The sequence below is a fragment of the Enterococcus pernyi genome (assembly GCF_045371165.1).
GTDB classification, from domain to species: Bacteria; Bacillota; Bacilli; order Lactobacillales; family Enterococcaceae; genus Enterococcus_B; species Enterococcus_B pernyi.
On record NZ_JBIQDM010000010.1, the window covers coordinates 64,328 to 91,120 of the forward strand.

The 26,793-nt window shown below is 38.1% G+C and carries 26 protein-coding genes and 1 other annotated feature; of the genes, 6 read left to right on the forward strand and 20 right to left on the reverse strand.

Annotated features, from left to right (window positions below; all coding sequences use genetic code 11):
* Positions 1-176 precede the first annotated feature (176 nt).
* The gene (gene mscL / locus ACH0AK_RS11550; RefSeq protein ID WP_010734070.1) at positions 177-641 is read left to right on the forward strand and encodes a large conductance mechanosensitive channel protein MscL; all 465 of its coding nucleotides are present in this window, start codon (positions 177-179) and stop codon (positions 639-641) included.
* A gap of 35 nt (positions 642-676) precedes the next feature.
* Here the strand turns inward: mscL and ACH0AK_RS11555 are convergent, their stop codons facing one another.
* The 12 genes from ACH0AK_RS11555 to ACH0AK_RS11610 all read right to left on the reverse strand — a co-directional run bounded on the left by ACH0AK_RS11555 (position 677) and on the right by ACH0AK_RS11610 (position 11,186).
* Positions 677-1,114 (reverse strand): GNAT family N-acetyltransferase, encoded by a 438-nt coding sequence (locus ACH0AK_RS11555; RefSeq protein ID WP_023520523.1) that lies wholly within the window; start codon positions 1,112-1,114, stop codon positions 677-679.
* 93 nt (positions 1,115-1,207) lie between these two features.
* Positions 1,208-1,453: a Veg family protein gene (locus ACH0AK_RS11560; RefSeq protein ID WP_010734068.1), complete on the reverse strand. Its 246-nt coding sequence runs from the start codon at positions 1,451-1,453 to the stop codon at positions 1,208-1,210.
* Positions 1,454-1,569: 116 nt separating this feature from the next.
* Positions 1,570-2,145, reverse strand: a complete 576-nt coding sequence (locus ACH0AK_RS11565) for a sigma-70 family RNA polymerase sigma factor (RefSeq protein ID WP_019724411.1) — start codon at positions 2,143-2,145, stop codon at positions 1,570-1,572.
* Positions 2,146-2,222: 77 nt separating this feature from the next.
* The gene (locus ACH0AK_RS11570) at positions 2,223-2,753 is read right to left on the reverse strand and encodes an NYN domain-containing protein (RefSeq protein WP_010734066.1); all 531 of its coding nucleotides are present in this window, start codon (positions 2,751-2,753) and stop codon (positions 2,223-2,225) included.
* Positions 2,754-2,756: 3 nt separating this feature from the next.
* A complete protein-coding gene (rlmB, locus tag ACH0AK_RS11575) occupies positions 2,757-3,620 on the reverse strand; it encodes a 23S rRNA (guanosine(2251)-2'-O)-methyltransferase RlmB (protein WP_023520524.1) in 864 nt (287 codons plus the stop codon).
* Positions 3,604-4,008: a Mini-ribonuclease 3 gene (locus ACH0AK_RS11580; protein ID WP_010734064.1), complete on the reverse strand. Its 405-nt coding sequence runs from the start codon at positions 4,006-4,008 to the stop codon at positions 3,604-3,606. Before ACH0AK_RS11580 ends, rlmB begins: the two co-directional genes overlap by 17 nt.
* On the reverse strand, positions 4,005-5,417 hold the full coding sequence (gene cysS, locus ACH0AK_RS11585; RefSeq protein ID WP_023520525.1) for a cysteine--tRNA ligase: 1,413 nt from the start codon (positions 5,415-5,417) through the stop codon (positions 4,005-4,007). The genes ACH0AK_RS11580 and cysS overlap by 4 nt, the downstream gene beginning before the upstream one ends.
* Complete coding sequence (gene epsC / locus ACH0AK_RS11590) at positions 5,401-5,949, reverse strand: serine O-acetyltransferase EpsC (RefSeq protein ID WP_010734062.1); 549 nt, start codon at positions 5,947-5,949, stop codon at positions 5,401-5,403. The genes cysS and epsC overlap by 17 nt, the downstream gene beginning before the upstream one ends.
* Positions 5,950-6,031: 82 nt before the next feature.
* Positions 6,032-6,265: a binding site (T-box leader), on the reverse strand.
* The gene (gene gltX, locus ACH0AK_RS11595) at positions 6,262-7,722 is read right to left on the reverse strand and encodes a glutamate--tRNA ligase (RefSeq protein ID WP_226077007.1); all 1,461 of its coding nucleotides are present in this window, start codon (positions 7,720-7,722) and stop codon (positions 6,262-6,264) included. It overlaps the preceding feature by 4 nt.
* A 325-nt stretch (positions 7,723-8,047) precedes the next feature.
* Entirely contained in the window at positions 8,048-9,196 is a 1,149-nt protein-coding gene (locus ACH0AK_RS11600) for a PIN/TRAM domain-containing protein (protein ID WP_010734060.1), read from the reverse strand.
* Positions 9,197-9,222: 26 nt separating this feature from the next.
* Positions 9,223-10,593: a DNA repair protein RadA gene (gene radA / locus ACH0AK_RS11605; RefSeq protein WP_010734059.1), complete on the reverse strand. Its 1,371-nt coding sequence runs from the start codon at positions 10,591-10,593 to the stop codon at positions 9,223-9,225.
* A 65-nt stretch (positions 10,594-10,658) separates the two neighbouring features.
* Positions 10,659-11,186 carry a dCTP deaminase/dUTPase family protein gene (locus ACH0AK_RS11610; RefSeq protein WP_010734058.1) on the reverse strand — a complete coding sequence of 176 codons (528 nt, stop codon included), beginning with the start codon at positions 11,184-11,186 and terminating at the stop codon, positions 10,659-10,661.
* Positions 11,187-11,400: 214 nt separating this feature from the next.
* Between ACH0AK_RS11610 and proB the strand changes: the two genes are divergently transcribed.
* Entirely contained in the window at positions 11,401-12,204 is an 804-nt protein-coding gene (gene proB, locus ACH0AK_RS11615; RefSeq protein ID WP_010734057.1) for a glutamate 5-kinase, read from the forward strand.
* A complete protein-coding gene (locus ACH0AK_RS11620; RefSeq protein WP_010734056.1) occupies positions 12,204-13,451 on the forward strand; it encodes a glutamate-5-semialdehyde dehydrogenase in 1,248 nt (415 codons plus the stop codon). Before proB ends, ACH0AK_RS11620 begins: the two co-directional genes overlap by 1 nt.
* A 180-nt stretch (positions 13,452-13,631) precedes the next feature.
* On the opposite strand, the gene ACH0AK_RS11625 is transcribed toward ACH0AK_RS11620, so the two are convergent.
* Both ACH0AK_RS11625 and ACH0AK_RS11630 read right to left on the reverse strand, forming a co-directional pair.
* Positions 13,632-13,940, reverse strand: a complete 309-nt coding sequence (locus ACH0AK_RS11625) for a hypothetical protein (protein WP_175401350.1) — start codon at positions 13,938-13,940, stop codon at positions 13,632-13,634.
* An 84-nt stretch (positions 13,941-14,024) separates the two neighbouring features.
* Positions 14,025-14,465, reverse strand: a complete 441-nt coding sequence (locus ACH0AK_RS11630; protein ID WP_019723030.1) for a DUF2798 domain-containing protein — start codon at positions 14,463-14,465, stop codon at positions 14,025-14,027.
* Positions 14,466-14,685: 220 nt separating this feature from the next.
* Between ACH0AK_RS11630 and ACH0AK_RS11635 the strand changes: the two genes are divergently transcribed.
* Positions 14,686-18,174 carry a glucosaminidase domain-containing protein gene (locus tag ACH0AK_RS11635; RefSeq protein ID WP_226077005.1) on the forward strand — a complete coding sequence of 1,163 codons (3,489 nt, stop codon included), beginning with the start codon at positions 14,686-14,688 and terminating at the stop codon, positions 18,172-18,174.
* Positions 18,175-18,241: 67 nt separating this feature from the next.
* Here the strand turns inward: ACH0AK_RS11635 and ACH0AK_RS11640 are convergent, their stop codons facing one another.
* Positions 18,242-19,402, reverse strand: a complete 1,161-nt coding sequence (locus ACH0AK_RS11640) for a glycoside hydrolase family 73 protein (RefSeq protein WP_010734052.1) — start codon at positions 19,400-19,402, stop codon at positions 18,242-18,244.
* A 330-nt stretch (positions 19,403-19,732) separates the two neighbouring features.
* The gene (locus ACH0AK_RS11645; protein WP_023520531.1) at positions 19,733-20,578 is read right to left on the reverse strand and encodes an SDR family oxidoreductase; all 846 of its coding nucleotides are present in this window, start codon (positions 20,576-20,578) and stop codon (positions 19,733-19,735) included.
* A gap of 121 nt (positions 20,579-20,699) precedes the next feature.
* Here ACH0AK_RS11645 and ACH0AK_RS11650 point away from each other — a divergent pair, with 121 nt between their 5' ends.
* The gene (locus ACH0AK_RS11650) at positions 20,700-21,167 is read left to right on the forward strand and encodes an Rrf2 family transcriptional regulator (protein WP_019723027.1); all 468 of its coding nucleotides are present in this window, start codon (positions 20,700-20,702) and stop codon (positions 21,165-21,167) included.
* A gap of 171 nt (positions 21,168-21,338) precedes the next feature.
* The gene (locus ACH0AK_RS11655) at positions 21,339-22,946 is read left to right on the forward strand and encodes an SWIM zinc finger family protein (RefSeq protein ID WP_023520532.1); all 1,608 of its coding nucleotides are present in this window, start codon (positions 21,339-21,341) and stop codon (positions 22,944-22,946) included.
* A gap of 171 nt (positions 22,947-23,117) precedes the next feature.
* Here ACH0AK_RS11655 and ACH0AK_RS11660 read toward each other — a convergent pair whose 3' ends face one another.
* Genes ACH0AK_RS11660 through ACH0AK_RS11675 form a run of 4 tightly spaced genes read right to left on the reverse strand, consistent with a single transcriptional unit; the run spans position 23,118 to position 26,758 of the window.
* Positions 23,118-23,450, reverse strand: a complete 333-nt coding sequence (locus ACH0AK_RS11660; RefSeq protein ID WP_010734048.1) for a DUF4176 domain-containing protein — start codon at positions 23,448-23,450, stop codon at positions 23,118-23,120.
* Positions 23,443-24,297, reverse strand: a complete 855-nt coding sequence (locus ACH0AK_RS11665; protein WP_226077003.1) for a DUF4176 domain-containing protein — start codon at positions 24,295-24,297, stop codon at positions 23,443-23,445. Before ACH0AK_RS11665 ends, ACH0AK_RS11660 begins: the two co-directional genes overlap by 8 nt.
* Before the next feature lie 44 nt (positions 24,298-24,341).
* Positions 24,342-25,211 carry a hypothetical protein gene (locus ACH0AK_RS11670; protein ID WP_062806015.1) on the reverse strand — a complete coding sequence of 290 codons (870 nt, stop codon included), beginning with the start codon at positions 25,209-25,211 and terminating at the stop codon, positions 24,342-24,344.
* Positions 25,208-26,758, reverse strand: coding sequence for an LXG domain-containing protein (locus ACH0AK_RS11675; protein ID WP_226077001.1), 1,551 nt, complete (start codon positions 26,756-26,758; stop codon positions 25,208-25,210). The genes ACH0AK_RS11670 and ACH0AK_RS11675 overlap by 4 nt, the downstream gene beginning before the upstream one ends.
* Between the last annotated feature and the right edge of the window lie 35 nt (positions 26,759-26,793).

Here is a 26,793-nt window from a genome sequence, read left to right on the forward strand (position 1 = left end):
ATCGTTGTTGTTTCAACGACATAAAAGTTCTTTTTTTTTGTCCAATTTTTTTAAAAGTCACTTTCTAGTATAGCATACAAGTGATTGAACGAACGTGTGGGGATATTATTAAGCGTGTTGTTTTTACATTTTTTTATTCTTCGATATACTAGGATTAACAAGAAAGGAGAAAAACAATGATCAAAGAATTTAAAGAATTTATCATGCGAGGCGATGTGCTAGATCTAGCTGTCGGTGTAGTGATCGGTAGTGCTTTTACGGGCATTGTGAATCAAATCGTTCAAGGTCTGATTACTCCCTTAATTGGTTGGGTCGTTGCAATGATCACAGGTACCTCTGATTTGGATGGTGCATTGTCTGTTCTTGATTGGTCACCTGCGAAAGGGGTCACCTTTTCTTTTGGGAATGTTATTAGTGCAATTATTACATTTGTCATTACTGGTTTTGTTCTATTCCTAGTGGTCAAAGCAGCCAATCATGCGAAAAACTTACGTCCAAAAGAAGAAGAAGTGGTGGAAGACAAACCCACTGCGGAAGATTATCTTAGTGATATTCGCGATCTATTGGCACAACAAACAGCTGAAAATAATGCACGCCCCACTGCCCAAGCAACTTCTGAGAGCACGGATCCTAAAGCGTGAGATAAAAAAAACAGAAGGAAATCCTTCTGTTTTTTTTATGCTTGTTTTCTCATGTCTAAGTGGGGGATTCCATCTTCTAAATATACTTCTGAGATTGCCTGAAAACCAAAGGATTCATAAAATGATTGTAGATATTCTTGTGCCCCGATCACGATCGGACGTCCAGGTGCATTGGCTTCGATCGCCGCTAATGTTTGTGCCACGATTTTTTGTCCTAACCCTGACTTGCGATGCGCCTGATTGACCAAGACTCGTCCAAAATGAACTGTGTCTTCTTCTGCATAAATACGTGTATATGCCAAAATCGTACCATCTTCATCTTTAAAATAAGTATGCCATGCGATTTCATCGATCTCATCGACTTCTTGGTAAGGACAATTTTGTTCAACAACAAATACGGCGATTCGCTCTTTCACGATTGCATAAAATTCTGCTGTTGTTAGTTCTGCAAATTTTTTTACATAATGCTTCATCATCAGGACCTCCGTTCTTTCTTGCTAATAGCATAACGAGTTAGATACAAAAAAGCAAACGAACCTCATATATAATCTAGGTCCGCTTGCTTTTTAAACTGCTTCAGTTAAAAATTCGATCTCAACTGTTCGAGTAAGTACATCTGAATAACTGTAAGATACTCGTTCAAATGAATTTTCTTCAGGATCTAAGTCTACGACAAATACTGAAGGATAGGTTTCTGTTAAAACGCCTCGGCGTTCCGTTTGACGCTTTCTTCCGGTCTGTGCAACCAACATGATTTGGCTGCCGATACGACCTTCTAAATCTTTTTTGATTGTAGCTAAAGTTAGTGGCATACAATTCACCTCAATTACTATCATACCATATATAGTAAAATTTTTCAAGTTTACCATATCAAAAAAAGAAATGCAATAGAAATAAGTAAGAAAAACATTAGTAATGCTATAAAAAATCACTCATTATAATCTTTCAGATGTTTTTTTATCTTATATTTCACTCGACCGTAAGCGCTTTTTATTTGCTTCAGATCCATTGATAATTCTCTCTCCATCTCGCTAAAATCATTGCCTTGCATGTAATGTTGAAAGATTTTTGCCTCTTTTGATGAGAATTTGATATCACAGTCCTCGAAAGCTTCTTTTAATAGTAATTGTTGCATCGCAACAGGTTCTTGGATGGTGATCTCGGCTAAAAAATCTGGTCCTTCTGTCGCTATTTTTTGTTCAATAGAAATTTCATTTTTTTGGTCTCGACGTTTTAGCGCGTTTTGCTTACGCAATAAAGAGTAGATTTGGTTACTGATAATACTTTTGTAATAACTCCCAAAACTGACACCTTTATTATTTTCGTACGTTTTAAGTGCTTGATATAGAGCAATCCTTGCTTCTTGTTCCCAATCTTCACTTACATAATTCCTTAGATAATAAATATTTTTCAACCGTAATAATAACGGGAAATATTTTTGATACAGCATAGAAAATGCTTCTTCATCTCCATTACGGGCGGCGCACAATAACTCCTCGGACATAAAATAATTCCTCCATAACTTTCGATTATGGAGGAATCTTACCATCAATTCATTGAATAACTAATCGTATCTGGCTGTTATTTTTCTTTTCTCATTAAATCGTCCAATTTTTGGGACAATTTTTCTAATTGTTCTTCATTCCACGGAGAATTTCGTCGAAAATCAATAAAACGCATATTTATATTATCTTGGGTAATATTTTTTTCTGTTTTTTTGATTGTTTTATATAATTCGTACGCGGAAGTTCGTAAGGCACCTTGTGAAAAAATCACCCATTGTTCCGCTAAGTCACTCGTTGCGACAGTCACTTGCGTCAAACGAGTATTCAACTCTCCAGCGATCCGCTCGATATACGTATCTGCCGTTTCATCCTCTTTTGTGAAAACAACTTCTAATTGGTATTTTCGATAATTTTGTTGGATACCCGGCACTAATTGTGCATCAAAGACAACGATTACTTCTAGGCCTTCATATTTTGCATAATTCGATAAACGATGCAACAAGGCTTCTCTGGCATCCGCCATTTTATCTTGCTTTTTCAGTGCCACTAATTCCGGCCAAGAACCGATCATATTATAGCCATCGACGATCAACAGCTGCTTCTTCATGCCTTATCCCCCCTGACGCTGAGAAAAAGCCTGATACATCAGTAGCCCAGCCGCAACACTCGCGTTCAAGCTTTGAACATGACCGACCATAGGGATCGTTAACAACTCATCCATTTCTTTCTTCAAGCCTGCACTCATGCCACGACCTTCGTTACCGATCACTAACGCTATCGATCCTTTTGCATTCCATGATTGGAAATTCGTTCCTTCCATATCCGTTCCGAATACCCAAAATTGTTGCTCTTTTAGCTGCTGGACAGTTTGAACTAAGTTTGTCACACGAGCCACTGGCACGTATTCAACGGCGCCTGTCGATGTTTTCGTCACGATTGGCGTGATTCCGACTGCGCGATGTTTAGGAATGATAACACCATCCACCCCACTGGCATCTGCCGTTCGTAAAATCGAACCAAAATTGTGAGGATCTTCGATACTGTCCAAGATCAAGAAAAAGGGTGTTTCCGTTTTGCTCTTCGCCTGTTCCAATAGTTGATCCAACGTCAGATATTCATAAGGCGTGATGGCCAATACCACCCCTTGATGAACACCACGATCACTCAGTAGGTCTAATTTCTGCTTAGGCACCCACTTGACCGGCACCGATTGTTCTCGAGCAATATTTTTCAACTCTTCAACCTTGTCGCCCCGTGAATCTTCTTGGAGGAACAATTTATTTCCACGACCTTGTTGCAAAGCTTCGACTGTCGCATGATGACCAAATACAAAATTGTCTTCACTCGTTGTGTCCTCTTGACCAACATAAACTGTTTCCTTCTTGGCACTACGTTTCTCATTGCCTTTTGTAAAACGTTGAGAATCTTTTTTGTTTCGTTTTTGATAATTACGTTCTTTATTTTCTTTCCTCATGGGTTTCACCTACTTTCTCAATACACCAATTGATCAATTCTTCCATACGTTCGGTTTGTTTTGTTAGATGTAAGTAGCCCATCAAGGCTTCAAACCCTGTTGCAACGCGATAAGTGGTAATATCCGCATTTTTTGCACTCGTATGGCTTTTGGCATTTCTACCCCTGCGATAGTAAAGTTCTTCATTTTCTGTTAACAGGTTTTCTTGCAACATTTGTTGGATCAAAAAAGCTTGTGCCTTTGCCGAAACATAGTGTGTCGCTGCTCGGTGCAGTTTATTCGGCTTTGTTTCACCTTTTTCAATCAAGTAATCTCGAATATAGATTTCGTAGATAGCATCTCCAACATAAGCAAGTGCTAAACCATTTAGTTGTGTATGATCTCTCATGCTTCTCTTCTCCAACGAGTACCTTGTGGAGTGTCATCTAACAAGATACCTTTTTCTTTTAATTGGTCCCGAATTTCATCACTACGAGCGAAATCTCGGTTTTTTCTGGCTTGTGTTCGTTCTTCGATCAGTTGCTCGATTTCTTCATCCAACATTTCTGCTGTCGTAAATAAGATACCAAAGATCGACAACCATTGGGTAAATAGTGCCTCACTTTTGGATAGGATCGTTTTGGAGACAGTCGGTTGTTCCAAATACGTATTGATCCATTTTGCTAATTCATAGACAACTGTGATGCCGTTAGCCGCATTGAAATCATCGTCCATTTCTTTGATGAATCGTGTCTCTAATTGTTCCAGTTCTGTTACCTGTCTCTCATCTTCCGACTGGGCTGCTACCGCATTTTCAAAACGGAAGTTTAGATTATCAAACGTATTTTTCAATCGCTGTAAGTTTGTCGCTGCTTCTTTCATCGTTGCTTCACTATAGCGAATCGGTCGACGATATTGTGTGGTTGCCATAAAGAAGCGTAACACTTGTGGGTCTACCTCTTGGATCATTTCGTGGACAGTGATAAAGTTCCCTAAAGACTTACTCATTTTTTGATCGTCTTCACCAATCGTCACATAGCCATTGTGCATCCAATAGTTCGCAAATTTTTTACCTGTTTTCGCTTCACTTTGGGCAATTTCGTTCTCATGATGAGGGAACTCCAAGTCTTGTCCACCACCATGGATATCGATTGTCTCACCTAAATGTTTCGTTGCCATCACGGAACATTCGATATGCCACCCTGGACGACCTTCGCCCCATGGCGATTCCCATGAAATTTCGCCTGGTTTTGCTTTTTTCCACAAGGCAAAGTCTAAAGGATCTTCTTTTTGTTGCTGTTCTGCGCCAGTACGTTGACTTGCACCAATCTCTAACTCGTCTATTGATTGATCACTCAATTGACCATAATCAGTAAATTTACGCGTACGATAATAAACATCGCCATTCGATTCATAAGCAAAACCTTTGGCGATCAATATTTGGATGAACACACGAATATCTTCCATGTGATCCATTACTCTTGGATGGCTCGTTGCTGGCTGCACATTCAAGGCTTTCGTATCTTCTTCAAAAGCTTTGATAAAACGATCAGCAACTTCAGGCGCCGTGATCCCAAGCTCATTGGCAGCCTTGATGATTTTATCATCCACATCTGTAAAATTCGATACGTAGTTCACTTGATATCCACGGTATTCCAAATAGCGTCGAATCGTGTCAAATGCAATCGTACTTCGGGCATTTCCAATGTGGATATAATTATAGACAGTTGGTCCGCAAACATACATTGAAACTTGTCCTTCTTTTAAAGGAACAAAAGTCTCTTTTTCTCTTGATAGCGTATTATAGATTTTTATCATTCTCATCCCCTACTTTCTCTCCATTGATTCGGACAACTTTTGCTGGTATCCCTACTGCTGTTGCCCCATCAGGTATATCTTTTAAGACGACTGCGCCTGCACCGATTTTCGCATCTTTTCCTATGGTGATCGGTCCTAAGATTTGGGCATTGGCTGACAACATTGCGCCTTTTTTGACGGTTGGATGTCTTTTCCCCGTTTCTTTTCCAGTCCCCCCTAAAGTGACACCATGAAACAAGACGACATCATCTTCGATTTCTGCTGTTTCTCCAATAACGATTCCCATACCGTGATCGATAAATACACCCGTTCCAATCGTCGCTCCTGGATGTATCTCTATTCCCGTAATAAATCGCCAAAATTGGGCATTCATTTTGGCAATCAAATAGAGACGATGGCGATATAAATAATGGGAGAAACGATGCCAAAATAATGCATGTAGCCCAGGATAGGTCAAAATGACCTCTGCTGTGGTACGCGCTGCTGGATCATTTTTCTTTACGGCAATGACAGCTCGTTTGAACCATTCCATCGACTTCCTCTCCTTTCCTTTTTCGACTGTATGTAAGAACAACGAAAGACAACTAAAAAACGTCTTTTAATAAGTTTCCTTATTAAAAGACGCTATGAGGCGTGGTTCCACTTTTTTTCATAATCAAATGATTATCTCTAACAGGTAACGTCTGCTATTCGTTCTTCGCTACTTTCAAGGATTGAGATTGATCAACCCCCTCTTCGCAAAGACCACTCCCAGAGGCATTTCAAAAAAGAACAATTGACAACTTACACCACCCGTTGACTCTCTTGAAACCATTCTTTTTTTACTTCTTTCTGTTCATCGTGTTTAGTTCAATACTTGGTTTAAATGTGCTAAAGATTTTTCTTTTCCTAACAATTCGATTGTTTCTGGTAATTCAGGTCCATGCATTTGTCCTGAAACAGCGACACGGATCGGCATAAACAGGTTCTTTCCTTTTACCCCTGTTTCTTTTTGTACTGCTTTGATTGCTGCTTTGACTGTTGGTGCATCTACCACTTCCATTTGAGTAAGTTGTTCTTTGAAAGCTTTCAACACAGTCGGAACCGTTTCACCCGCTAATACTTCTTTGGCTGCTTCATCTAATACAGGATGTTCGTTAAAGAATAATGTTGATACTTCAACGATTTCCGCTGCATAACTCATTTGTGGTTGGTACAGACGAACAATTTTTTTCACCCATTCGATTGTTTGTGCCTCTGGATTTTCTTGCACACGACCATCAGCGATCAAATAAGGTAAACACATTTCTGTCAATGCATCTAGATCCATTTCTTTGATGTAATGGTTGTTCACCCATTGTAATTTTTTTGCGTCAAATGCTGCTGGTGATTTGCTCAAGCGCTGTGGATCAAACATTTTGATCAATTCTTCTTGACTGAACAATTCATCTTCACCGACAGGCGACCAGCCTAGTAAAGCAATAAAATTGAACATCGCTTCTGGTAAGTAGCCTAATTCACGGTATTGTTCGATAAATTGTAAAATCGATTCATCACGTTTACTTAATTTTTTGCCCGTTTCAGAATTGATGATCAAGGTCATATGCCCAAATGTTGGCGCAGTCCAACCAAATGCTTCATAGATCATTAATTGTTTTGGTGTATTCGCAATATGATCATCCCCACGTAATACGTGAGTGATCTTCATTAAGTGATCGTCAACAGCTACCGCAAAGTTATAGGTTGGCATACCATCGCGTTTTTGGATGACATAATCCCCACCGATATTGTCTGATTCAAAGGTGATATCTCCTTTGACCATGTCGGTAAACGCATATTCTGTATTGCGCGGCACACGGAAACGAATCACTGGTACAATACCTTCTGCTTCTTTTTTCGCTTGTTCTTCAGGTGACAAGTTCGCACAAGTCCCAGCGTAGTGAGGCATTTCGCCACGCGCACGTTGCGCTTCACGTTCTGCTTCTAATTCTTCTTCTGAACAATAGCATTTGTAAGCACGATTGCTTGCTAATAACTGATCGATCCATGGTTGGTAGATTTCTTTTCTTTCAGATTGACGGTAAGGACCGTATTCACCTGGATTTTCAGGTGATTCATCCCATTCCATCCCTAACCATGCAAGATTCTCTAATTGGCTTTTTTCGCCATCTTCAATATTTCGTTTTTGGTCAGTGTCCTCAATGCGGATAATGAAATCTCCATCATTGTGACGGGCAAATAAATAATTGAATAATGCAGTTCGTGCATTCCCAATATGCAAATGCCCTGTTGGACTTGGTGCATAACGTACGCGTACTTTCGTCATTTTCTTCCTCTTCTTTCAAACTAGACTTTGAGACGCCAAAAACAACTGACAATACAATATCTTATCAGATTGTTTTGGGTTGGATCTCCTTTAGCGATAAATGTTGAAATTTAAAGCTACTCAGCACAAATTTTACCTTTTATACGTTAAATAGTAAAGAGATTATGAAAAAGTCATTCAAATCTACGTAAGAAGGCGGGAATCGAAAAAATAGTTTGGCCTACTTTTCAATCCTCGCCTACTCCACCTAAACTGAGGAAACAAAAACCATCTCTCTAAAAAATCTGACGATGTCTAATTGCCTCATATTTACCATATTGCGTTTTTATTTCGCTTTTTTCTCATTTTCACGCTTATTGTCGATTCCTCTACCCGCATGAGCAGGTTTTGCAAAGATCATTCGTCCAGCAGCTGTTTGTAGTGCACTCGTTACCACGACTTCGATCCGTTCATTCATGTAATGTTGCCCATCTTCCACAACCACCATTGTACCGTCATCTAGATAAGCCACTCCTTGTTGACGTTCTGTGCCTGCTTTGACCACTAGTACATTCATATTCTCACCAGGGATAACGACTGGTTTCACTGCGTTAGCAAGTGCATTGATATTGAGAACAGGTACATTTTGAAATTCAGAGACTTTGTTAAGATTATAATCATTGGTCACGATGACACCATCCAATAGTTTTGCCAATTTGATCAGCTTACTATCTACTTCACTGATGTCTTCAAAATCACCATCATACATCTCAACTGAAATACCTTCTTCTTTTTGTAACGCATTCAAAATATCTAGTCCGCGACGTCCACGTACCCGCTTCAGGCTATCGCCAGAATCAGCGATATATTGTAATTCATACAGGACGAAATTTGGGATCATCAAGGTTCCTTCTAGAAATCCTGTTTTTGTAATATCGTAAATACGTCCATCAATAATGACGCTTGTGTCTAAAATTTTATATTTATGAAAATGATCATCTAATTTACGTTCTAATAACTGACTTTCCACCTGACTAGGTGTTTCTTGCTCCACCTTTTTACTTCTAGGTCCAAATATTTTCTTCCATTCTTCGATGCGGGTCGTTCCCATTCGCAAGCCCAAATAGCCAAGGATCACCATCAATAAGATGGGTAAAACACTGTTCACAAAAGGTATTTCAATATTGTAAAGCGGCGTTGAGATCACAACCCCCAACGTTAGGCCAATAATTGCACCGATTGCGCCAAATAAGAGATACGTCAAGCTGACTTCACTTAATTTTTCTTCAATTTGCTTGATGACTGCTGTTATATGTTTTGCCAATAGCAAAGATAATAGAAAGAAAATAAGTGCACCTAACAAGCTATTGGTAAAGGTGTTATTCAGCCATCCATTCGTCTGTTGACCGACCGCCTGCCAAGCTGTAGGTAAAAAAGAAATCCCTAAGCTGGCACCAACGATGATCATCAGTAAGGTGATGACACGTTTTTGCATCCTGTTTCCTCCATTTCATTTTGATTTTAGCGAAATACTCGTCTAAGAGTTTCATCAAGTGTAGCAACACCTACGACTTCGATACCCTCTGGAATATTCCAACCACCTAAATTATTTTTAGGTAAATATACTTTTGTAAAACCTAATTTTTGTACTTCTTTGACTCGTTGTTCAATTTGGTTGACTCTTCTGATTTCACCAGTCAGACCGATTTCTCCAATAAAACACTCCGTTGGTTGCGTTCCTTTTTCTTTGTAACTAGACGCAATACTGACTGCAATCGCTAAGTCGATTGCAGGTTCATTTAATTTTACCCCACCAGCTGCTTTTAAGTAAGCATCTTGATTTTGCAACAATAATCCTGCCCGTTTTTCTAAGACTGCCATGATCAATGACACCCGATTAAAGTCTAAACCAGTCGTTGTTCGTTTGGCATTTCCGAACATCGTAGGCGTGACTAAGGCTTGGATCTCAACCAAGATCGGACGTGTACCTTCCATGGCGACAACGATCGCTGAACCTGTCGCCCCATCCAATCGTTCTTCTAAGAAAATCTGTGAAGGATTGGCTACTTCTTCAAGGCCATGGGTGTGCATCTCAAAAATACCGATCTCATTGGTGGAACCAAAACGATTTTTGACGGCACGCAAAATGCGAAAACTATGATGTTGCTCACCTTCAAAATACAAGACCGTATCAACCATGTGCTCTAACATGCGCGGACCTGCAATCGAGCCTTCTTTCGTGACATGACCTACTATAAAGATAGCAATACCGTTTGTTTTTGCGATTTTCAATAGCTCAGCTGTGGTTTCTCGCACTTGACTAACACTACCAGCGACACTCGTAATATCAGGTTGAGTCATTGTTTGGATCGAATCGATGATGACATAATCAGGTGAAATTTGTTCGATGGCTCGACTGATTTCATTCATATCTGTCTCTGCATACAAGTAAAACTCTGTGTCGATCGAACCTAATCGTTCTGCACGCAACTTGATTTGGTCCGCACTCTCTTCTCCCGATACGTAAAGGACTTTTCCACCAATAGCAGCCAGTTGCTGTGATACTTGCAAGAGTAAGGTGGATTTTCCGATACCAGGGTCGCCACCGATCAAAACCATCGAGCCAGGGACCACACCACCGCCTAAAACACGGTTCAATTCTTCTAGCTTCGTCTTTACTCGTGGTTCTTTCTTAGGAACCACCTCAGCAATTTTTGTTGGCTTGGCTTTTTCTCCGGTCAAACTCGTTCGTACTCTGCGGTCCGTTGTATCTTGTTCGATTTCTTCAACCATGGTATTCCATTTACCACAATTTGGGCAACGTCCTAAAAATTTAGGCGACACATAGCCACAATTTTGACAAACAAATTGAACTTTTGCTTTTTTGGCCATTTCGGTGTACCACCTGTCTTTCATTTTACTTTTCTTGAGTTAAAGATAACTTAAATCTACTTTGCTTATTGGTTGGATGAACCAAATCCACCTTGACGAGCATTAGCGGTTTGATCTTGGTCCGCTTTTAAGAACGGTAGGAAGATTCCTTGCCCAATTCTTTCCCCTTTTTTGATCACTACATCTTTGAAACCAAAATTCGTGAATTGGAACATGATATGCCCTTCATTTGCTTCGTTATTATAATAGTCACTGTCGATCACGCCGACACCATTCGTCAAAATCAAAAAACGTTTTAATGGATTGCTCGAACGATTGGCTAATTGTAAGAATTCATCCTCACCCATATACGCTTTGATTCCTGTAGGCACTAAAACGGGTTTGATTTTCTTTTCCTCTGCTGACATTTCAGAGATCAGCGCATCTGATACAGCTGTTAGTCCTTGCTTGAACCCGGCTTTCCAAACACTTGGAATCACCACATCTTCTGCTGCTTCAAAATCATAACCGGCAGCGTGATGAGTCGCTCTTTGCGGCAATTGGATCTGTTGATCCTGATAACGTGTAATTACTTCAAAACCTCTTTTATTCACCGAATCCCTCCCAGAGTAAACTAGTTCTATTTTAACATACCAAGCGACTGAATACCCAAAGTTAACGAATTCTTCATGAAATTCCTTTCTCTATTTAAGAAACAAATTTATTGATTTTTTGAAAAAAAGTTTATTAAAACATGACTTTATGATTGAAAACAAGTAGAATAGAGCAAAATCATTTCTGTGTAAAAAAGATTAGTTGAGGTGCACCATGCGAAAAGAAATAATAGAAGCAAAACGAATCATTATAAAAGTAGGAACAAGTACGTTGATCTATCCAAATGGCAACATCAATTTGGGTGCGATCGATCAACTCGCTTTTGTTCTCTCTGACCTTCGTAATCAAGGCAAAGAAATCGTCTTAGTCTCTTCCGGTGCAGTAGGTGTTGGGATGCACAAGATGAATCTAGCAAAGCGTCCTAATACGATCCCCGCACAACAAGCGATTGCAGCAATTGGACAAGCTGAATTGATGAATATCTATAATCAACGGTTCAGTGCCTATGGTCAACAAACGGCACAAATCTTAGTGACGCGAGATGTTATCGATTACCCTGAAAGCCGAAAAAATGTTGTCAATACGTTAGAACAGCTACTAGCAATGGGAACCATTCCGATCGTCAATGAAAATGACACCGTCGCAGTGGATGAATTAGATCACTCCACCAAATTTGGCGACAATGATCAGTTATCTGCGATCGTTACCAAACTGATTGCCGCTGATCTACTCATCATTCTTTCAGATATCGACGGTTTTTATTCGGATAATCCAACCATCAATCCTGACGCTGAAATGTATCAAACAGTTACCGCGATCGACGATGAACTGATGGCCCAAGCAGGTGGTGCTGGTAGTGCCTACGGAACTGGTGGGATGGCAAGCAAACTAAAAGCAGCTTTAAGGATCTTTGAAGCAAATCGTCCGATGATCTTAGCAAACGGAAAAAATCCAGCAATCATTTTTGATATTTTAGCTGGAAAAGAAATCGGCACATTATTTAAGGAGGTTTTATAATGACTGATCTTAACCAACTTGGGATACAAGCAAAAAAAGGCGCGCGAGAACTTGCTTTGATGCCGACTAAACAAAAAAATGACTTATTGTTGCAAATGGCACAAACAATCAAGAGAAATCAACTAGCCATTCTTGAAGCCAATCAAAAAGACTTAGATCAAGCGACAGAAAATAATATTAGCGAAACAATGCAAGATCGTTTACGGCTAACACCAGAACGCATCCATACAATGGCGGAAGAAATCATTAAAGTGGCGCAACTAGACGACCCAATCGGAAAAGTCGATCACATGTGGCAAAACGAAGATGGTTTATTGATTGGCAAGAAACGTGTCCCTCTAGGTGTCATCGGCATGATCTACGAATCACGTCCGAATGTGACAACTGATGCGGCAAGTCTCGCATTTAAATCAGGAAATGCAGTGATTTTACGTGGTGGAAAAGAAGCCTTCCATTCCAATCAACTGTTGGTTGAATTACTTCAAGAAACATTGGGAAATGCTGAAGTTTCGCCTTACGCGATCCAATTCGTGGATGATACCTCTCATGAGACGGCTGCGGAATTGATGCGATTAACGGATTATTTAGACGTATTGATTCCTCGAGGTGGTGCTTCGTTGATCAAACGTGTGAAAGAGCAAGCCACTGTACCAATCATTGAAACGGGTACCGGCAACAACCATATCTATATCGATAAAGAAGCACAATTAGCCATGGCCGTGGATATCATTGTGAACGCCAAAACATCTCGCCCTTCTGTCTGTAACGCTGCCGAGACTTTGCTGATCCATTCAGAGATCGCACCTTTCTTCTTGCCATCTATTGAGCAAGCACTGGTTGAACATGGTGTCTCTCTACATGCAGATGCTCACGCGTTAGATTATTTAGAGACCGCAACCTTAGCAGACGAAACCGATTGGGATACAGAATATTTGGATTATATTTTAGCGGTTAAGATCGTTGATTCTTTGGACGAAGCAATTGAACATATCAACCGTCACAATACACAACATTCCGAAGCTATCGTGACGGACAGTTACACAGCAAGCCAACGCTTTTTAAATGAAGTTGATGCAGCTGCTGTTTACGTCAATGCGTCCACTCGCTTCACGGATGGTTCAGTATTTGGCTTCGGTGCAGAAATCGGTATTTCTACACAAAAACTTCATGCTAGAGGTCCAATGGGGCTAAATGAGTTAACAACGACGAAATACATCATCTATGGAGATGGACAAATTCGTAAATAATGTTTCACGGGAAACATTTTATGTGCGAGTTGTCTTTCATAATAAAGTTACGTAAAAATCAGATTATTCTTTATTAAAAGAAAAAAATAAGACGACATCCACAAAATTTTAAAATAAATTTCGTGGATGTCGTCTTGTTTCTAAAGAGTGCACACTATTAGTACATTCTCCCTTGATAGACTATTCTTCCGTTAATTGATCAAATAAAGAAAAGCCATCAAATGTTTCTCCATCGTAATAGCGCAATAATTGTTCACTCGTCAGATTTGTGGTAGTTTCTTTTTCCTCTTCTGATTCAAGAAGAAGTTGTTCACGATAGATTCGGTAGGTCTCTGCTAATTGTTGTTGCATTTTTATCCTTGAATTAGCCTCCGCATTGATCGTCGGAAGCTCCTTGATCAATCCCCGATAAATCAACTGTTCATCTACCCATTCAACAGGTAGTTCGACCATCGTCAAACCTACCTCTTTAAAATATTCTTCGATCATCATCTAAGCCTCACATTTATGTCTTGCTTGCATTTTAGCTTATCTAACTGAAAGTTGCTAGCGACAACATAGAGACTTCTTTATTTATTTTTGGATCGTCGCCAAAACTGCACGTGAAACTGGACCGACAAATAATAACTGTAACGGCAACGCCATGATCACATTCATTTTCCAAGCTGTAAGATAGGCAGAAAGAAATTGTTCTGGAATCCCTTGTTCAATAACAATACCGAATAATGACATACATGTCACCATACCTAAAACCATGAGACATGAAATCGTAAGGATCATTTGCATTTTATTTTGTTTATTTATAGGTAGTTTGAAAGCAATCTTTTTTGCGACTACTCCTACGATAAAAACATCTAAGATAAATGCCACGATAAATCCTGGTATAAGTCCTACGAATAAGTTTGATACATGCAACGCATTATGTAACCATAGATTATAGATACTCATCCCTAAAACCATCAGAAAACACATCATTGTTGTAAAAATAATTCCTTCTTTTTTGTTTGTTGGCACTTCAATCACTCCTTTTCATGAAAAACAGCATAGCATAAATGAAAATTTTTCGTAAGTTTTTATTTTATTTTTTTCATTGAGCTATATTTCTTGACTTAATTTAGAAAATATATTGGAAAATAATTAAATTTACGATAGAATAATATTAGTAACACCGAAATAAAAATAACATTTTCTTATCAATCAAATAAAGAAAAGATTATAACCAGGAGGATATTTGATGAAAGTAAGGATTTTGCTTGCATCGATAATGTTATTAAACGCATCATTGTCGCCATGTATTGCTTTAGCAGAAACAGTAACAAACAATAATCAGCAAACCGAAACCACCTCAAGTTCAATCACCGAAGAAAAAACAACGAATGTAATATCTCCAACTACCATTTCAACCACAAATGAAGAGATACCCCCACCCAGCACTGACACACCAACTATAATAGGAACTCCCCAATTAATAGGAGAAAGCTATAAGGATGGTGTCAGTAAACCGAAACGAATCAACGTATCAGCGACTGAAACTATGCAACAAACATTTATTGAAGATGAGGAAAACAAAAAAACAACACACAGCTACATTGGTGGAAACACAATCTATGAAATCAATTCCACAGATGTGCAAGTCCCTAACCCCCGAACTACTGATTCATCCACGATCCAGTTAGCTGTCTACACTGGAGATGTCTCACAAACCAAACAAACTTTAGCTTATTATCTTGCACAACAGTTTAAAACTTATCAACTCTCACTCGAAAATCTCACAGATATTCTTTCAATTGATCCAACTTTAGCGATCAATGAAGATAGTTTGTTTGCTTTGATCCAAGAGTATTATCCGCAGGTCACAGAAAAAACCACCATTCGAGAAATAGAAGATTTAACTGATCAATATGGGAGTGTGCAACAACAATCACTAACTGATACATTTAATCAACAATCTAATGAAAAAGTATTCTCTGGAAACATTCTTTTGAGTCGAAAAATCGCATTATCCAATCAGGAAACATTCTTTTTTGTCGAAAGCGCTACGCAGTCCGGTTGGATTTTTGCAGAAAATTTAACTTATCATGCTTCTAAAATAATAAACCTTTCTGAAAAAGGAAAATTAACAGAAAATCATGCAAAAATTTATTCCACTTTAGATGATGCATGGCTTGAAAAATCTGCAATGCAAGCTGATCTTGAAACACTTTATGAAATAAATCAACAAATACAAATCAATAACCGTTCATTTTATAAAATATCCCATGACAATGTTGTGGTGGGGTATGTTGATCAGAACGACTTCAACAAATTGGGACAAGGTGATCCAGACACAACTGAAACAGAAAATATTACACCTACTATACCTTCGAATAGTAGTGTCAATGATACAAATCATTCACCTAGCGAAAGAAGAACAGAAACTTCAATTAGTTACTCAACACATGTGCGTGGACATGGGTGGATGCCCACCTCAAAAAATGGTGAGTTGTCTGGCACAGAAGGACAAGGACTACGCATTGAAGCAATACGTGCCAATCTTACTTCTTCCCTTTCTGGTTCGATTGAGTATAGTTCCTATGTTGAAGGAACTGGCTGGCAAGACTGGGTATCAAATGGAGCAATATCAGGAACGGAGGGGCAAGGTCTTCAAATAGAAGGAATTAATATGCGACTCACAGGAGAATTGGCTGAAAATTATAACCTTTATTACCGAGTTCATGTTCAAAAACTTGGTTGGCTACCTTGGGCAAAAAATGGAAATCCTTCTGGAACATCCAGTTTTGGTTTCCGAATCGAAGCCATCGAAATTCAATTAATTAGCCGCTCCCAACAAGGTCCTGAACTTGGAGATTCTTACGTCCAAAGAGCATCTATAAATTATTCCACGCATGTACGCGGGCAAGGTTGGCTTCCTGAATCTTCGAATGGGGAAATTTCTGGAACAGAAGGACAAGGGTTACGTATTGAAGCGTTACGTGTCAATCTCTCTTCTGCCTTTTCTGGATCAATCGAATATACTTCCTATATTGAAAATCATGGTTGGCAAAATTGGGTAGCAAATGGAGGGATATCGGGAACAGAAGGACAAGGTCGTCAGATTGAAGGAATCAGGATACGACTGACAGACGAACTTGCAACACATTACAATATTTATTACCGAATCCATGCTCAAAATCTAGGCTGGTTACCTTGGGCAGAAAATGGAAATAGTGCTGGTACATTGGGGTACGGTTATCGTATTGAAGCAATTGAAATACGTCTGCTACCCAAAGAGCAAATTGGGCCACCAACGGGTGAATCTTATGTTGAAAAAACCCCTTCTGTCTTAGCGAACGCTCACGTAGCTTCTAGAGGATGGCTACCAGAACAAACAGCCGAGACACAAGTTGGAACGGTCGGACAAGGACTTAGCTTACAGGCACTTCAATTAAAATTAACGGAAAACAGTTATGAGGGTGGTATCGTTTACCAATCCCACCTGGCACATCGTGGTTGGGAAACTTCATGGATTCAGGAAGGACAAACTTCAGGGACCGTTGGACAAAGCTTAGCATTACAAGCTGTCCGAATTAATTTGACCGGTGATATCAGTCACCACTATGATATTTATTACCGTGTCCACTCCCAACACTTCGGCTGGTTAGACTGGGCAAAAAATGGAGAATCAGCTGGCACACAAGGTTACTCGTATCGTGCAGAGGGCTTACAAATAAAACTAGTCGAAAAAGGGCAAGCTCCCCCAGGTCAAACTGCTCGTGCCTTTCGAATTGCACCACCTAAGGTTTTCTTTGATGGTCATGTGTCTGGTATTGGTTGGGTCAATCGCAATGGTCTAAGTAATTCAATCAATCATGCGAATCAAGGGCGGCAATTTGAAGCAATTCGTGCACAATTAGAACAAAGTGATTACTCTGGTGGAATTAGATATGATTCACATATTTCATCAAGTGGATGGACAAATCCTGTTGAGAATGGAGCAATATCAGGTTCGGTCGGACATAGTCGTGCACTCCAGGCCTTCTCTTTTCAACTAACAGGTGAATTATCTGAAAAATACGATATTTACTATCGTTCATTCGTCCGTTCACGCGGTTGGTTAGGTTGGGCTTCAAATGGTCAAAAAGCAGGCTCAGTTGGAATGAGTCTACCTGTCGAAGCAATTGAAGTCACGATTGTAGAAAATGATCGAAAACCAGCGGGTTACCAAGCAAATCAACTGACCATATTAGGTCAAATTGACACTTCAACACCAGAAGGAAGATTTGTCAATTCTATTACACAAAGTGCAAATCGAGTTGCTCCAGCATACGGATTATACACTTCTGTCATGCTTGCTCAAGCAATTCTAGAGACCGGCTATGGCACTAGCTTCTTGGCACGCAATGCGAACAATTTCTTTGGAATGAAGTTCAAAGATGGGGAAGATGAAGGGAAATATGATTACGTTTGGCATGTATCCAATGAAGTTGTCAACGGGATCACGATACCTGTCAATTCTAAATTCCGTGTCTATCAAAGTACCGATGAATCTTTCATCGACAATGCTGTGAAACTGAAATATGGCGTACCTTGGGACCCTGTTCGCTATCGTGGAACTTGGAAAGTTAATACACGTTCTTATCGAGATGCGACCCAAGCCTTAACTGGAACATATGCAACTGATCCAAATTATGGAACAAAATTAAACAACATCATTGAACGTTGGCGTTTGGATCAGTTTGATTGATCTGATCTTTTATAAAAAATATCTACTTGACATTATTTAAAAATGCCAAGTAGATATTTTTTATTTATTAATTCGCGTAAAAACCGATTCCCTCATATCTCCAACCTAATGGTGTCAAAGAATCTCTTTCTACTGAACTTAATGTGTAATGATGTGTTCCGATAGTTTCATTTGGGTTAAATAGTCGATAAATTGGTTTAGAACCTCCAGAATAAAAACTTAGCCCTTCATATCTCCAGCCTAGTGGTGTAAGGAAGTTGATTTCTGACTGAGCCATTGTATAATGATGATCCCCATTATTTGGATTATACAGACGATACACCGGTTGACCACTATTTGGTGCTTGCCATGCAATTCCTTCGTATTTCCAACCAACTGTTGATAAATAGTTTTTCTCTCCCGCATTTAATGTGTACAAATGTTGCCCTGTACTTTTATTATATAAGCGATACATCGGTGAAGAACTAGAGTTTGGCGTATCATATTGTGTCAAATTATAGGTTTCAATAATACTATTCAATGTTGAACCATAGTTTGGTGCTGTCGCGTAACGACCTGTTAACCATGCTGTGGCATCTTTATACGAAGAGGTATTACTTTTCCAAGCACCTGAGTAATAATACACACCCGATTGGAACGAAGTTGTTTTAAGAACAGTTACATTATCCTGTAAAGATTCTGCGTACGAAGGATATTTACGAAAAGCGGCATTTACAGTGATCCATTGCCCATTTACAAACTCAGAAGTTGGCATTGTCACGGATTGCCCATTATAACTTCCCTTTATTCCAAATAAATTGTAGTTAGGTGCCGAAGCTAGCGTACTTTTCCCCCAGCCACTTTCAACAATCGCTTGAGCGATCATAACTGAAGCATATAAGTCATTCGCGCTTGCTAAGGTCTGTGCACTTGCAGCAATGCTATCAATGAACGCTTGTTGCGCATTTGAAGAAGCACGTGCTGAAAATGCTGCTATGCCAGGATTTTCAAATTGTGATAAATCCGCTTGATGTGTGTGTGTTAGTTCTTCCCCATTTGTCAGAGGATTCGTAATAGATTCAGTTTGTTCCACATTTTCCGTAGGCTGTTCTGTCACATCGTCTGCTTGTGTCGAAACGGTGGTTTCAACAGAATTATTTGTCCCTACTTCTTCTGCAAGTACAGTAAGGTTGGTAGTCACAAGACTACTCAGAACAATTGCACTAAATAATAAATTTTTTGCTTTCATTACTTCTCCTTTATTCTTAAAAATAAAATAATTTAATGTGTTGCATATGATAACAGAAATATACACTCTCTTTAAACATCATACACTTTTTAATTATACATAGATTTCAACATTTTTCAGTATATAAATTCTTAAGATTTAGAGGAGTCTTTATGCCATTTTGTAACTTTCTATTTTTGAAGTCGATGATTATTGGCTCAAATCAAAAAATAAAAAACTCTTAGAGGCTTGCCGGCATAGTTTAGAAATACATCTGCTATTTCCAAACCCATACGCGTGCTCTAAGAGTAACATTCCTATTAAATTTGGTAGAAAAAACTAGTCCTTAATTTAGATACCTAACTCCCTTAACCCATCTTCTATCGAAGTCAATTCGCGTCCTAGTACTTTTGCAAAATCATCAGAAGTTACATCTAACTGATTATTGCGAATATCATTTTGGATTGCAGTCGTCATTTCTGCACCACCTTGAGAAAATCCCGAGGCTGTTAGTTTGTCTGTAAATTCATCTGGAGCCAACGAAAGGATGTCTAAAGGTTTCCCACTTACTTTAGCAACTTGTTCTGCCAAGGTTTGATAAGTGATTGGTTTTCCAGATAATTCTAAGAACTCAGGATAATCCATTCCTGCTAACACTTTTGCAGCTACTTCTGCATACTCTCTCTTTAACGCCCAACCGGTTTTCCCTTCGCCAGCTGCATAAACAAACTGACCAGTTTTCAATGCTACTCCAATCAATGGCATCTCATTTTCTAAGTACCAGTTATTTCGTAAAAAGGTATGTTTAATACCCGATTCTTTGATGATTTTTTCTGTAAATTGATGGTCTGGAGCCAGGATACTAGTCGAATGATCTGCATCCGCAAAACTAGTATAGGCAATAAAAGAAACCCCCGTTTCTTTTGCTGCTTCTACAACATGTTGATGTTCAGCTTGTCGGTTTCCCGGTACACCTGATACAAATAATAGACGATCGATGCCTTGTAGCGCCTGTACCATCGTCTCGCGATCAGCATAATCGCCGATGCGAACTTGAAGTCCTGCTTCAATTAATTTCTGTGCCTTTTCTTCATTACGAGCAAGGACATAGATCTCCTCCAATGGAACCAGCTTCTTTAATTCTTCTAAAGCGTAGTGTCCAAATCCTCCAGTTGCTCCTGTTACTAAATAAGTCATATTCCCACTCCCTATTGATTAATTATTTTTGTTCATATAGCTGTACATTTTTAAAATACACCATTATCATAAAGAGTATGCTAAGATAAGTCAAGAAATCAAGTTGAAAGGATGGATTTTAATGAAATATTCTCTACAATTAAGCGATGCGATCCACATCTTAGCTTATATCCACATATTTCAAGGAACTGATTTACTTTCAAGCGACATGATTGCAAGTAGCATTGAAACGAATCCAACAAATGTTCGAAAAATCATGAGTCAATTAAAAAAAGCAGATCTTATCCATACAACAAGTGGGAAACCAACACCCGTACTTGCGAAAGCTCCCGAAAATATCAATTTATTGGAAATTTATCGAAGTATTGAAGGCAACACAAATTTGATCCAAGTAGATCCAAAAACAAATCCGAATTGCGTGGTAGGCGCTAATATCCAAGAAGTCTTGGCTGCAACTTATTCTCGATTACAAAAAAAAGTGGAAGAAGAAATGGCAGTAATCACTTTAGATGGACTCATTAAACAGATTGCATTATCAGAAAAAGAGAAACGTCCAGAAAACCAGCCGCTCGTGGAAAAATTTCTTTAGTTTGATGTAAATCAGAGTCACTTTTAGTTATCTAAAAATTAAAATAACAGTTTTATATTATTATTAATTTTATAATAGATTAAATAATCTTCGTACTGGAAAAAAATTGCTGTTTTCTTTTTATTTATTCGGTAAAATTAAACTATGAAGATAACTAAAGGAGGAAATTTTATGAAAGATTGGAAAAACGATTTTTGGGAATCTGATTTAGATCATGGCTATGAAATGTTTATTGAAAAACGCGTTCATGGATGTTTGTTTACACAAGAAAAAATCATCGCAAAAGTCACAGAAGAAAACAAGAAGGAGTATGACATACTTATCCAATTAACAGATGACAACCAATTCTATGGTCTGTCTTGCAGTTGCTCCCACGAAGACACAGGTCATTGTCCTCATGTCGTGGCTACCTTATTCAAATATGAACAAGAAAAAGAGCAGAGAAAAGCAAATGAACTGGTCAAGTTGATTTCTTATGCAAATGAACAAGATATTCAAGACTTTCTATTAATTATTTTAAAAGAGAACCAAGAACTAGCTCAACGATTCCAAGAACATACTGCAATCAAAAATATGGACGATTACGATAAAATGATTGTTATTTTAGAAAAACATACCCATTATTCTGGAAGCAATATTCATGATCGTACACTTCAAAACATCAATAAAGAACTGTCTGAATTTTTAAACAGTCTTATTGATACATCCATCGCAAAAAAACAGATCCTTCATGCATTCGAATTAATGAACAGAATAGTTGAACACTTTGACTTAGCAAAGGTACATAATGTAGAAAATGATATCAGCCTTATCATGCATCAATGGTACTCTCTATGGAAAAAATTACTTAGACATGCGTCTGAGCAAGAAAAACAACGAATATATTCTAAACTTTCGGCTAAAATAAATAACGCAAGCCAATCTCGTTTTTATATCCAACAAATTTTACATGAAGAATTCCCTGAACAGTTCTCTGATCAGGATCAGCAAAAACTTGATCAAACATCTGAAAATAACGGACACTTAAACTATAAAAACAAACGACTGCTATCCATTCGCCAAATGGAAAATTTGAATTATACAGACAATCAAATTCATCAACGTGCACGCGAAAGCTGGCAATCTCCAACTATACGTTCACAATATATTGACTATCTGATGCAAAAGAAAGCATATGAAGAAGCAATCACTGTTTTGAATGAAAGTATTGTATTAGATCAACACTCTTCTGATATGGTCACCTTGCATCGCTATGCATTAAAAAATCTTTATCATAAACTAGGGGAAAAAGAGCTGTATGCGGAACAAGTCTTGCATCTTCTATTAGAGGGAGAGACCGTCGATATGAATTTGATCCATCAATTGAAAAAAACATATTCGATTGATCAGTGGGAAGAAGTACGTGAAAACTTATTTGAAAAATTAAAATATCGTACAGACGTTGGATTGTTTTATTCAAAAGAAAGACGTTATGATTTATTGTTGGATTATGTCCTCAAGTCACCTGGACTGGAAGAAGCAAGTCGCTATTTTTCTTTCTTGAGAAAGCAATTTCCAGAAGCACTTCTTCAAAAATATGAATACGAATTACGGCGGATGGCTGCTGAGACAACTACACGTTTACGGTATCATAAAATGGCTTTGTTGATCGCCGAAATGGCCACCCTTCCAAGTAGCACCATCTCTGTTCAATTACTGATCAAAGAACTAAAAGAAAAATACCCACGCAGAAAAGCGATGCTAGAAGAATTGAGAAAATTAGAAAAAACGTATAAATAATGTAGCAATAGCGACCCTATTCACAGTCCGTACTTCAAAAAGCCGAATCAACAAGCAACGCCGTTGATTCGGCTTTTTTGAATAGACAATTACAAATTTGTCTATTTCCTATATTTTCCTAAAAAAGAAAAAGCATTTTAAAAACTTTTAAATAACATGATATCTCATCTGTCAATCAAATCCAATCGGAATTGATTGGGCTGATTTACTGGTTGCTTGCTTCACGTCAGTCTCCCACTTGCTATAGATCTCTAAAAATCTCACTTCTTCTTCATCACTATATCCTTCAAAAACAACTTTATCGATATTTTTATGATCAAAAAAAATCGTGGTCTCAGGATTTAATCCTGAGGGATAAAGTACTGCCATATAGTCTGCAAACGTATCTTTTTTCGACTGTTGATCTGTATATACAGCACCTCTTCCAACGATGACTAATTTTTGTAACCCTTCCTCAAGCAACACGACACTTCCTAATGGTAATAACTTTTTCCCCTCATTCATTATATATTTCCTCCTTATCAGTTCCTTTGATATGTTTGTTAAAATATTTCTCTCCATACCATTCTAATTGTGTTTTCCCTTCAAAATTACGGTATTCTTCTGAGTATTTGTGTTTATAATAACCGTGTAATAGATACGGGAAGAATAGATAGGCTTCTCCGAAAATCATAACGATATTCATAGCTATCCATAGACCTAAAGTACTGATAAATCCAACAAAATCTGTTCGGACCTCATCACTATCCGGAAATACGATCTTCCATACCATGACGACAATGACAACTATCCAGCCATATTTTATTGCTTTCTCTACTAACATAGCCAACATATCTTTCTTTCTACCTGTTCCATACAAAACATACTCAATTGAACGCTTCTTATTTATAAAAATGACACAACTAACTAGTAATACTAATCCTAGTAACACTGTCAATCCTATTAGAGTCAATGGTTTAAGAAAAAATGTAATACACAATAAGTTTGCACTTAACAACATTATTATCAATAGATTATTCACATTTAGAAGAAAAACAACTTGACTAATTTCCTTATAAACAAATCTTTTGATGAAAACGATACATAGTAACCATAAAAATAAAAAAATAGCCACTAACCAAGATGGGAAGAAGTTGATTTCAGCTCTTCCCACTGGACTATTAGGATCTTGATGATAAAACAGTCTAGATATAAGATAAATAATGCTAAATATTACTATTGAAAAAAAAGTATTTAATATTGGTCTACTCCGAAGTGATTTAGGATCTCCTTTCTCAATCATATATATTATTAATTGGTCATCCAACAACTTAATACTTTGTTCAAATGATGCATTGAATAATTTTTTCATATTCTTCACCAATTAAAGCTACTCTCATCTCTAATGTCTACTCCTTATATTTTTTCTTCTTTATCAGTTCCTTTGATATGTTTGTTAAAATATTTCTCTCCGTACCATTCTAATTGTGTTTTCCCTTCCAGATTGCGGTATTCTTCTGAATATTTGTGTCTATAATAACCACGCAAGAGATACGGAAGGAACAGGTAAGCTTGTGCGATAATAAATCCTATATCAAACACAAACCACATAGCTAAAAATCCTAGAAAACCAGTTACATCTGTGCGTGGTGTATCTCCACTAGGAAAAATAAAATTCCAAATAACCCCGATAATAACGACTATTGAGCTATACTTCACCACTAAATTTATTGATTTTTCTATCCATTCATCCACCTTTTCTTTTTTATTTGTATCATAAAGCAAATTTTCCAACGACGCTTTCTTACTTCTAACTACTATATATCCTACTAATAAAATTATTGAGAAAAATATTCCCATTCCTATAGCTGTTAGAGGCTTTAGAAATGCTGTGATGAAAAGAAGGTTAGTTTCAATTACTAGCCAAACAAAAATGTTTACTGCATTAATGTAGCCCCAGAAAAATTTAGTGGCTCGATAACGTTTAATCAATGTATAGACCCATATAACTAAATACATTACCAAAAGTATCCAAAACAAAGATAAAGGTAAAAAGTTTATATCAGCTTGTGGAACCAAACTATTCTTATCGTGATTCGTAATAATGCTATTTGTAAATAAAACTATGCCATATAGCATGCCTATCAAAGCTAGTGCTAATATTTTCAATAAAATAGGTCTTTCTTTTAAATCCCACCTTTCAACATCATTTTTCATATAATTGATTAGCTTGTCATTTTTCAAATTTAAACTTTCTTCAAAAGATGCCTTGAATAAATTTTTCATATTAATCTCCAATTAAAATTTATTTCTGGTAATTTTATCGAAGAAAGTGCATTCCCAATTGATTTTCCCACTTGCTGAATCTCCTTATTCATATATTTCACTGTATTAGTACTTTGCTCAATAGCTTTGCCTATTTTTTCCGTACTCCTATCATATACTTCATATGCCCAAGTTTTACCACGATCATACACATCTGGTGCTAGTAGTTGTATCCCCTTATTTACTAAGCCTGCAGTAAATCCTATAGCAGCACCAACACCATTCCCAATAAATGGTACAAATGTTCCTAACTTTGCACCTAATGTCATTCCCTCTAACGGTCCAATGCTCTTCACCATCTCTATTCCACCGCCTATTATTCCTTTGCCAACACTTCCTGTTTTTCCATATTCATTCACCGCATTGGCGGCGAAAGTGACGCCTAATTGCGCGTAAGTAGCTACTTGGCCTGCCGTTCCTAATCCTTTGGCAACACCCCAATTTTTAGCTCCTTGCACAAATTGAGATTTCTTCAAGGCTTCGCTGACATAGGTTTTTACAGGGGACGTAAATTTAGTGAAATTTTGATAGGCTTTGCCTAGCGTATCGATTTTAGGAATCCATTTCCCTTGGGCAACGGCTTTACCGAACATTTCGTATTTTGCAAGACCGCTAAATAATTTATTTTTCATACCTGATGGTAGATGATTAGCAAGCATCCAAAATTCATCGTTGGATGCCAATTTGTTGACTAATGCATCCGGATAATTTTTGATCAACATTTCGAACCGCTTGACTGCATCGGTTTTCCCATCTTTCAAGGGTTGGACCAATTTTTCGATCTCCGCATACATTTCTAAGTAGGCATTATTTGAAGATTCTTCCAACAAAGCTTGTCCGTTTGGTTTGTACTTCTCAAACCAACTACCATCCACTCCTTTCGGCAATACATAACTACCGTCTGCCTTGATGGTTGTTTGGTTCAAGACTAATACGCTTTGCATGGCGAGTTTCAATTCCAGTAGACTGTTATTGAACAGTCCACTGGTTTGGGAGTTAAAGGCATGCAGTTTTTGTTGTTTGCGTTGCAACTTGTAGATATCTTCTTGCAGGCTGTCCGCCATTCGCATCAAGTTTCGATGAAAATCACTGAGCATTTCTGTGATACCTGGTAATATGCTTGTATTGGCGATCTGCCTAATCGTCTGCGCGTGGTTATCGATTGATTGTTTAGCGAATGTTTTGGCACGAATCTGTCCGCTTAAATTCTCTTCATCCAAGTATCCTTCACTGGCAAGCATTTGATGTGCGGAAGAGTAAAGATTCAAGTCTGACTGAATCCCTTGTACCGCAGTGTTTACCCGATTGATCGTAGGAATGATCAACTCAGAAAACAGCCCTTTCCCAGCTTGATAAGCAGCTCCTGAGAGTTTTTTGCCATCAACCGCTTGAACAACTTGTTGACTACCTGTTCGTAGTTGGGTGATCGTTGTACGAGCAAGCGATAAATTAGTGGTCAGATTGCTCATTAAATTAGAAGACTCTGTGGCTGAATAAATTAGTCCCATCGTTTATTCCTTTCTTTCTGAAGTTCCGTACGTTC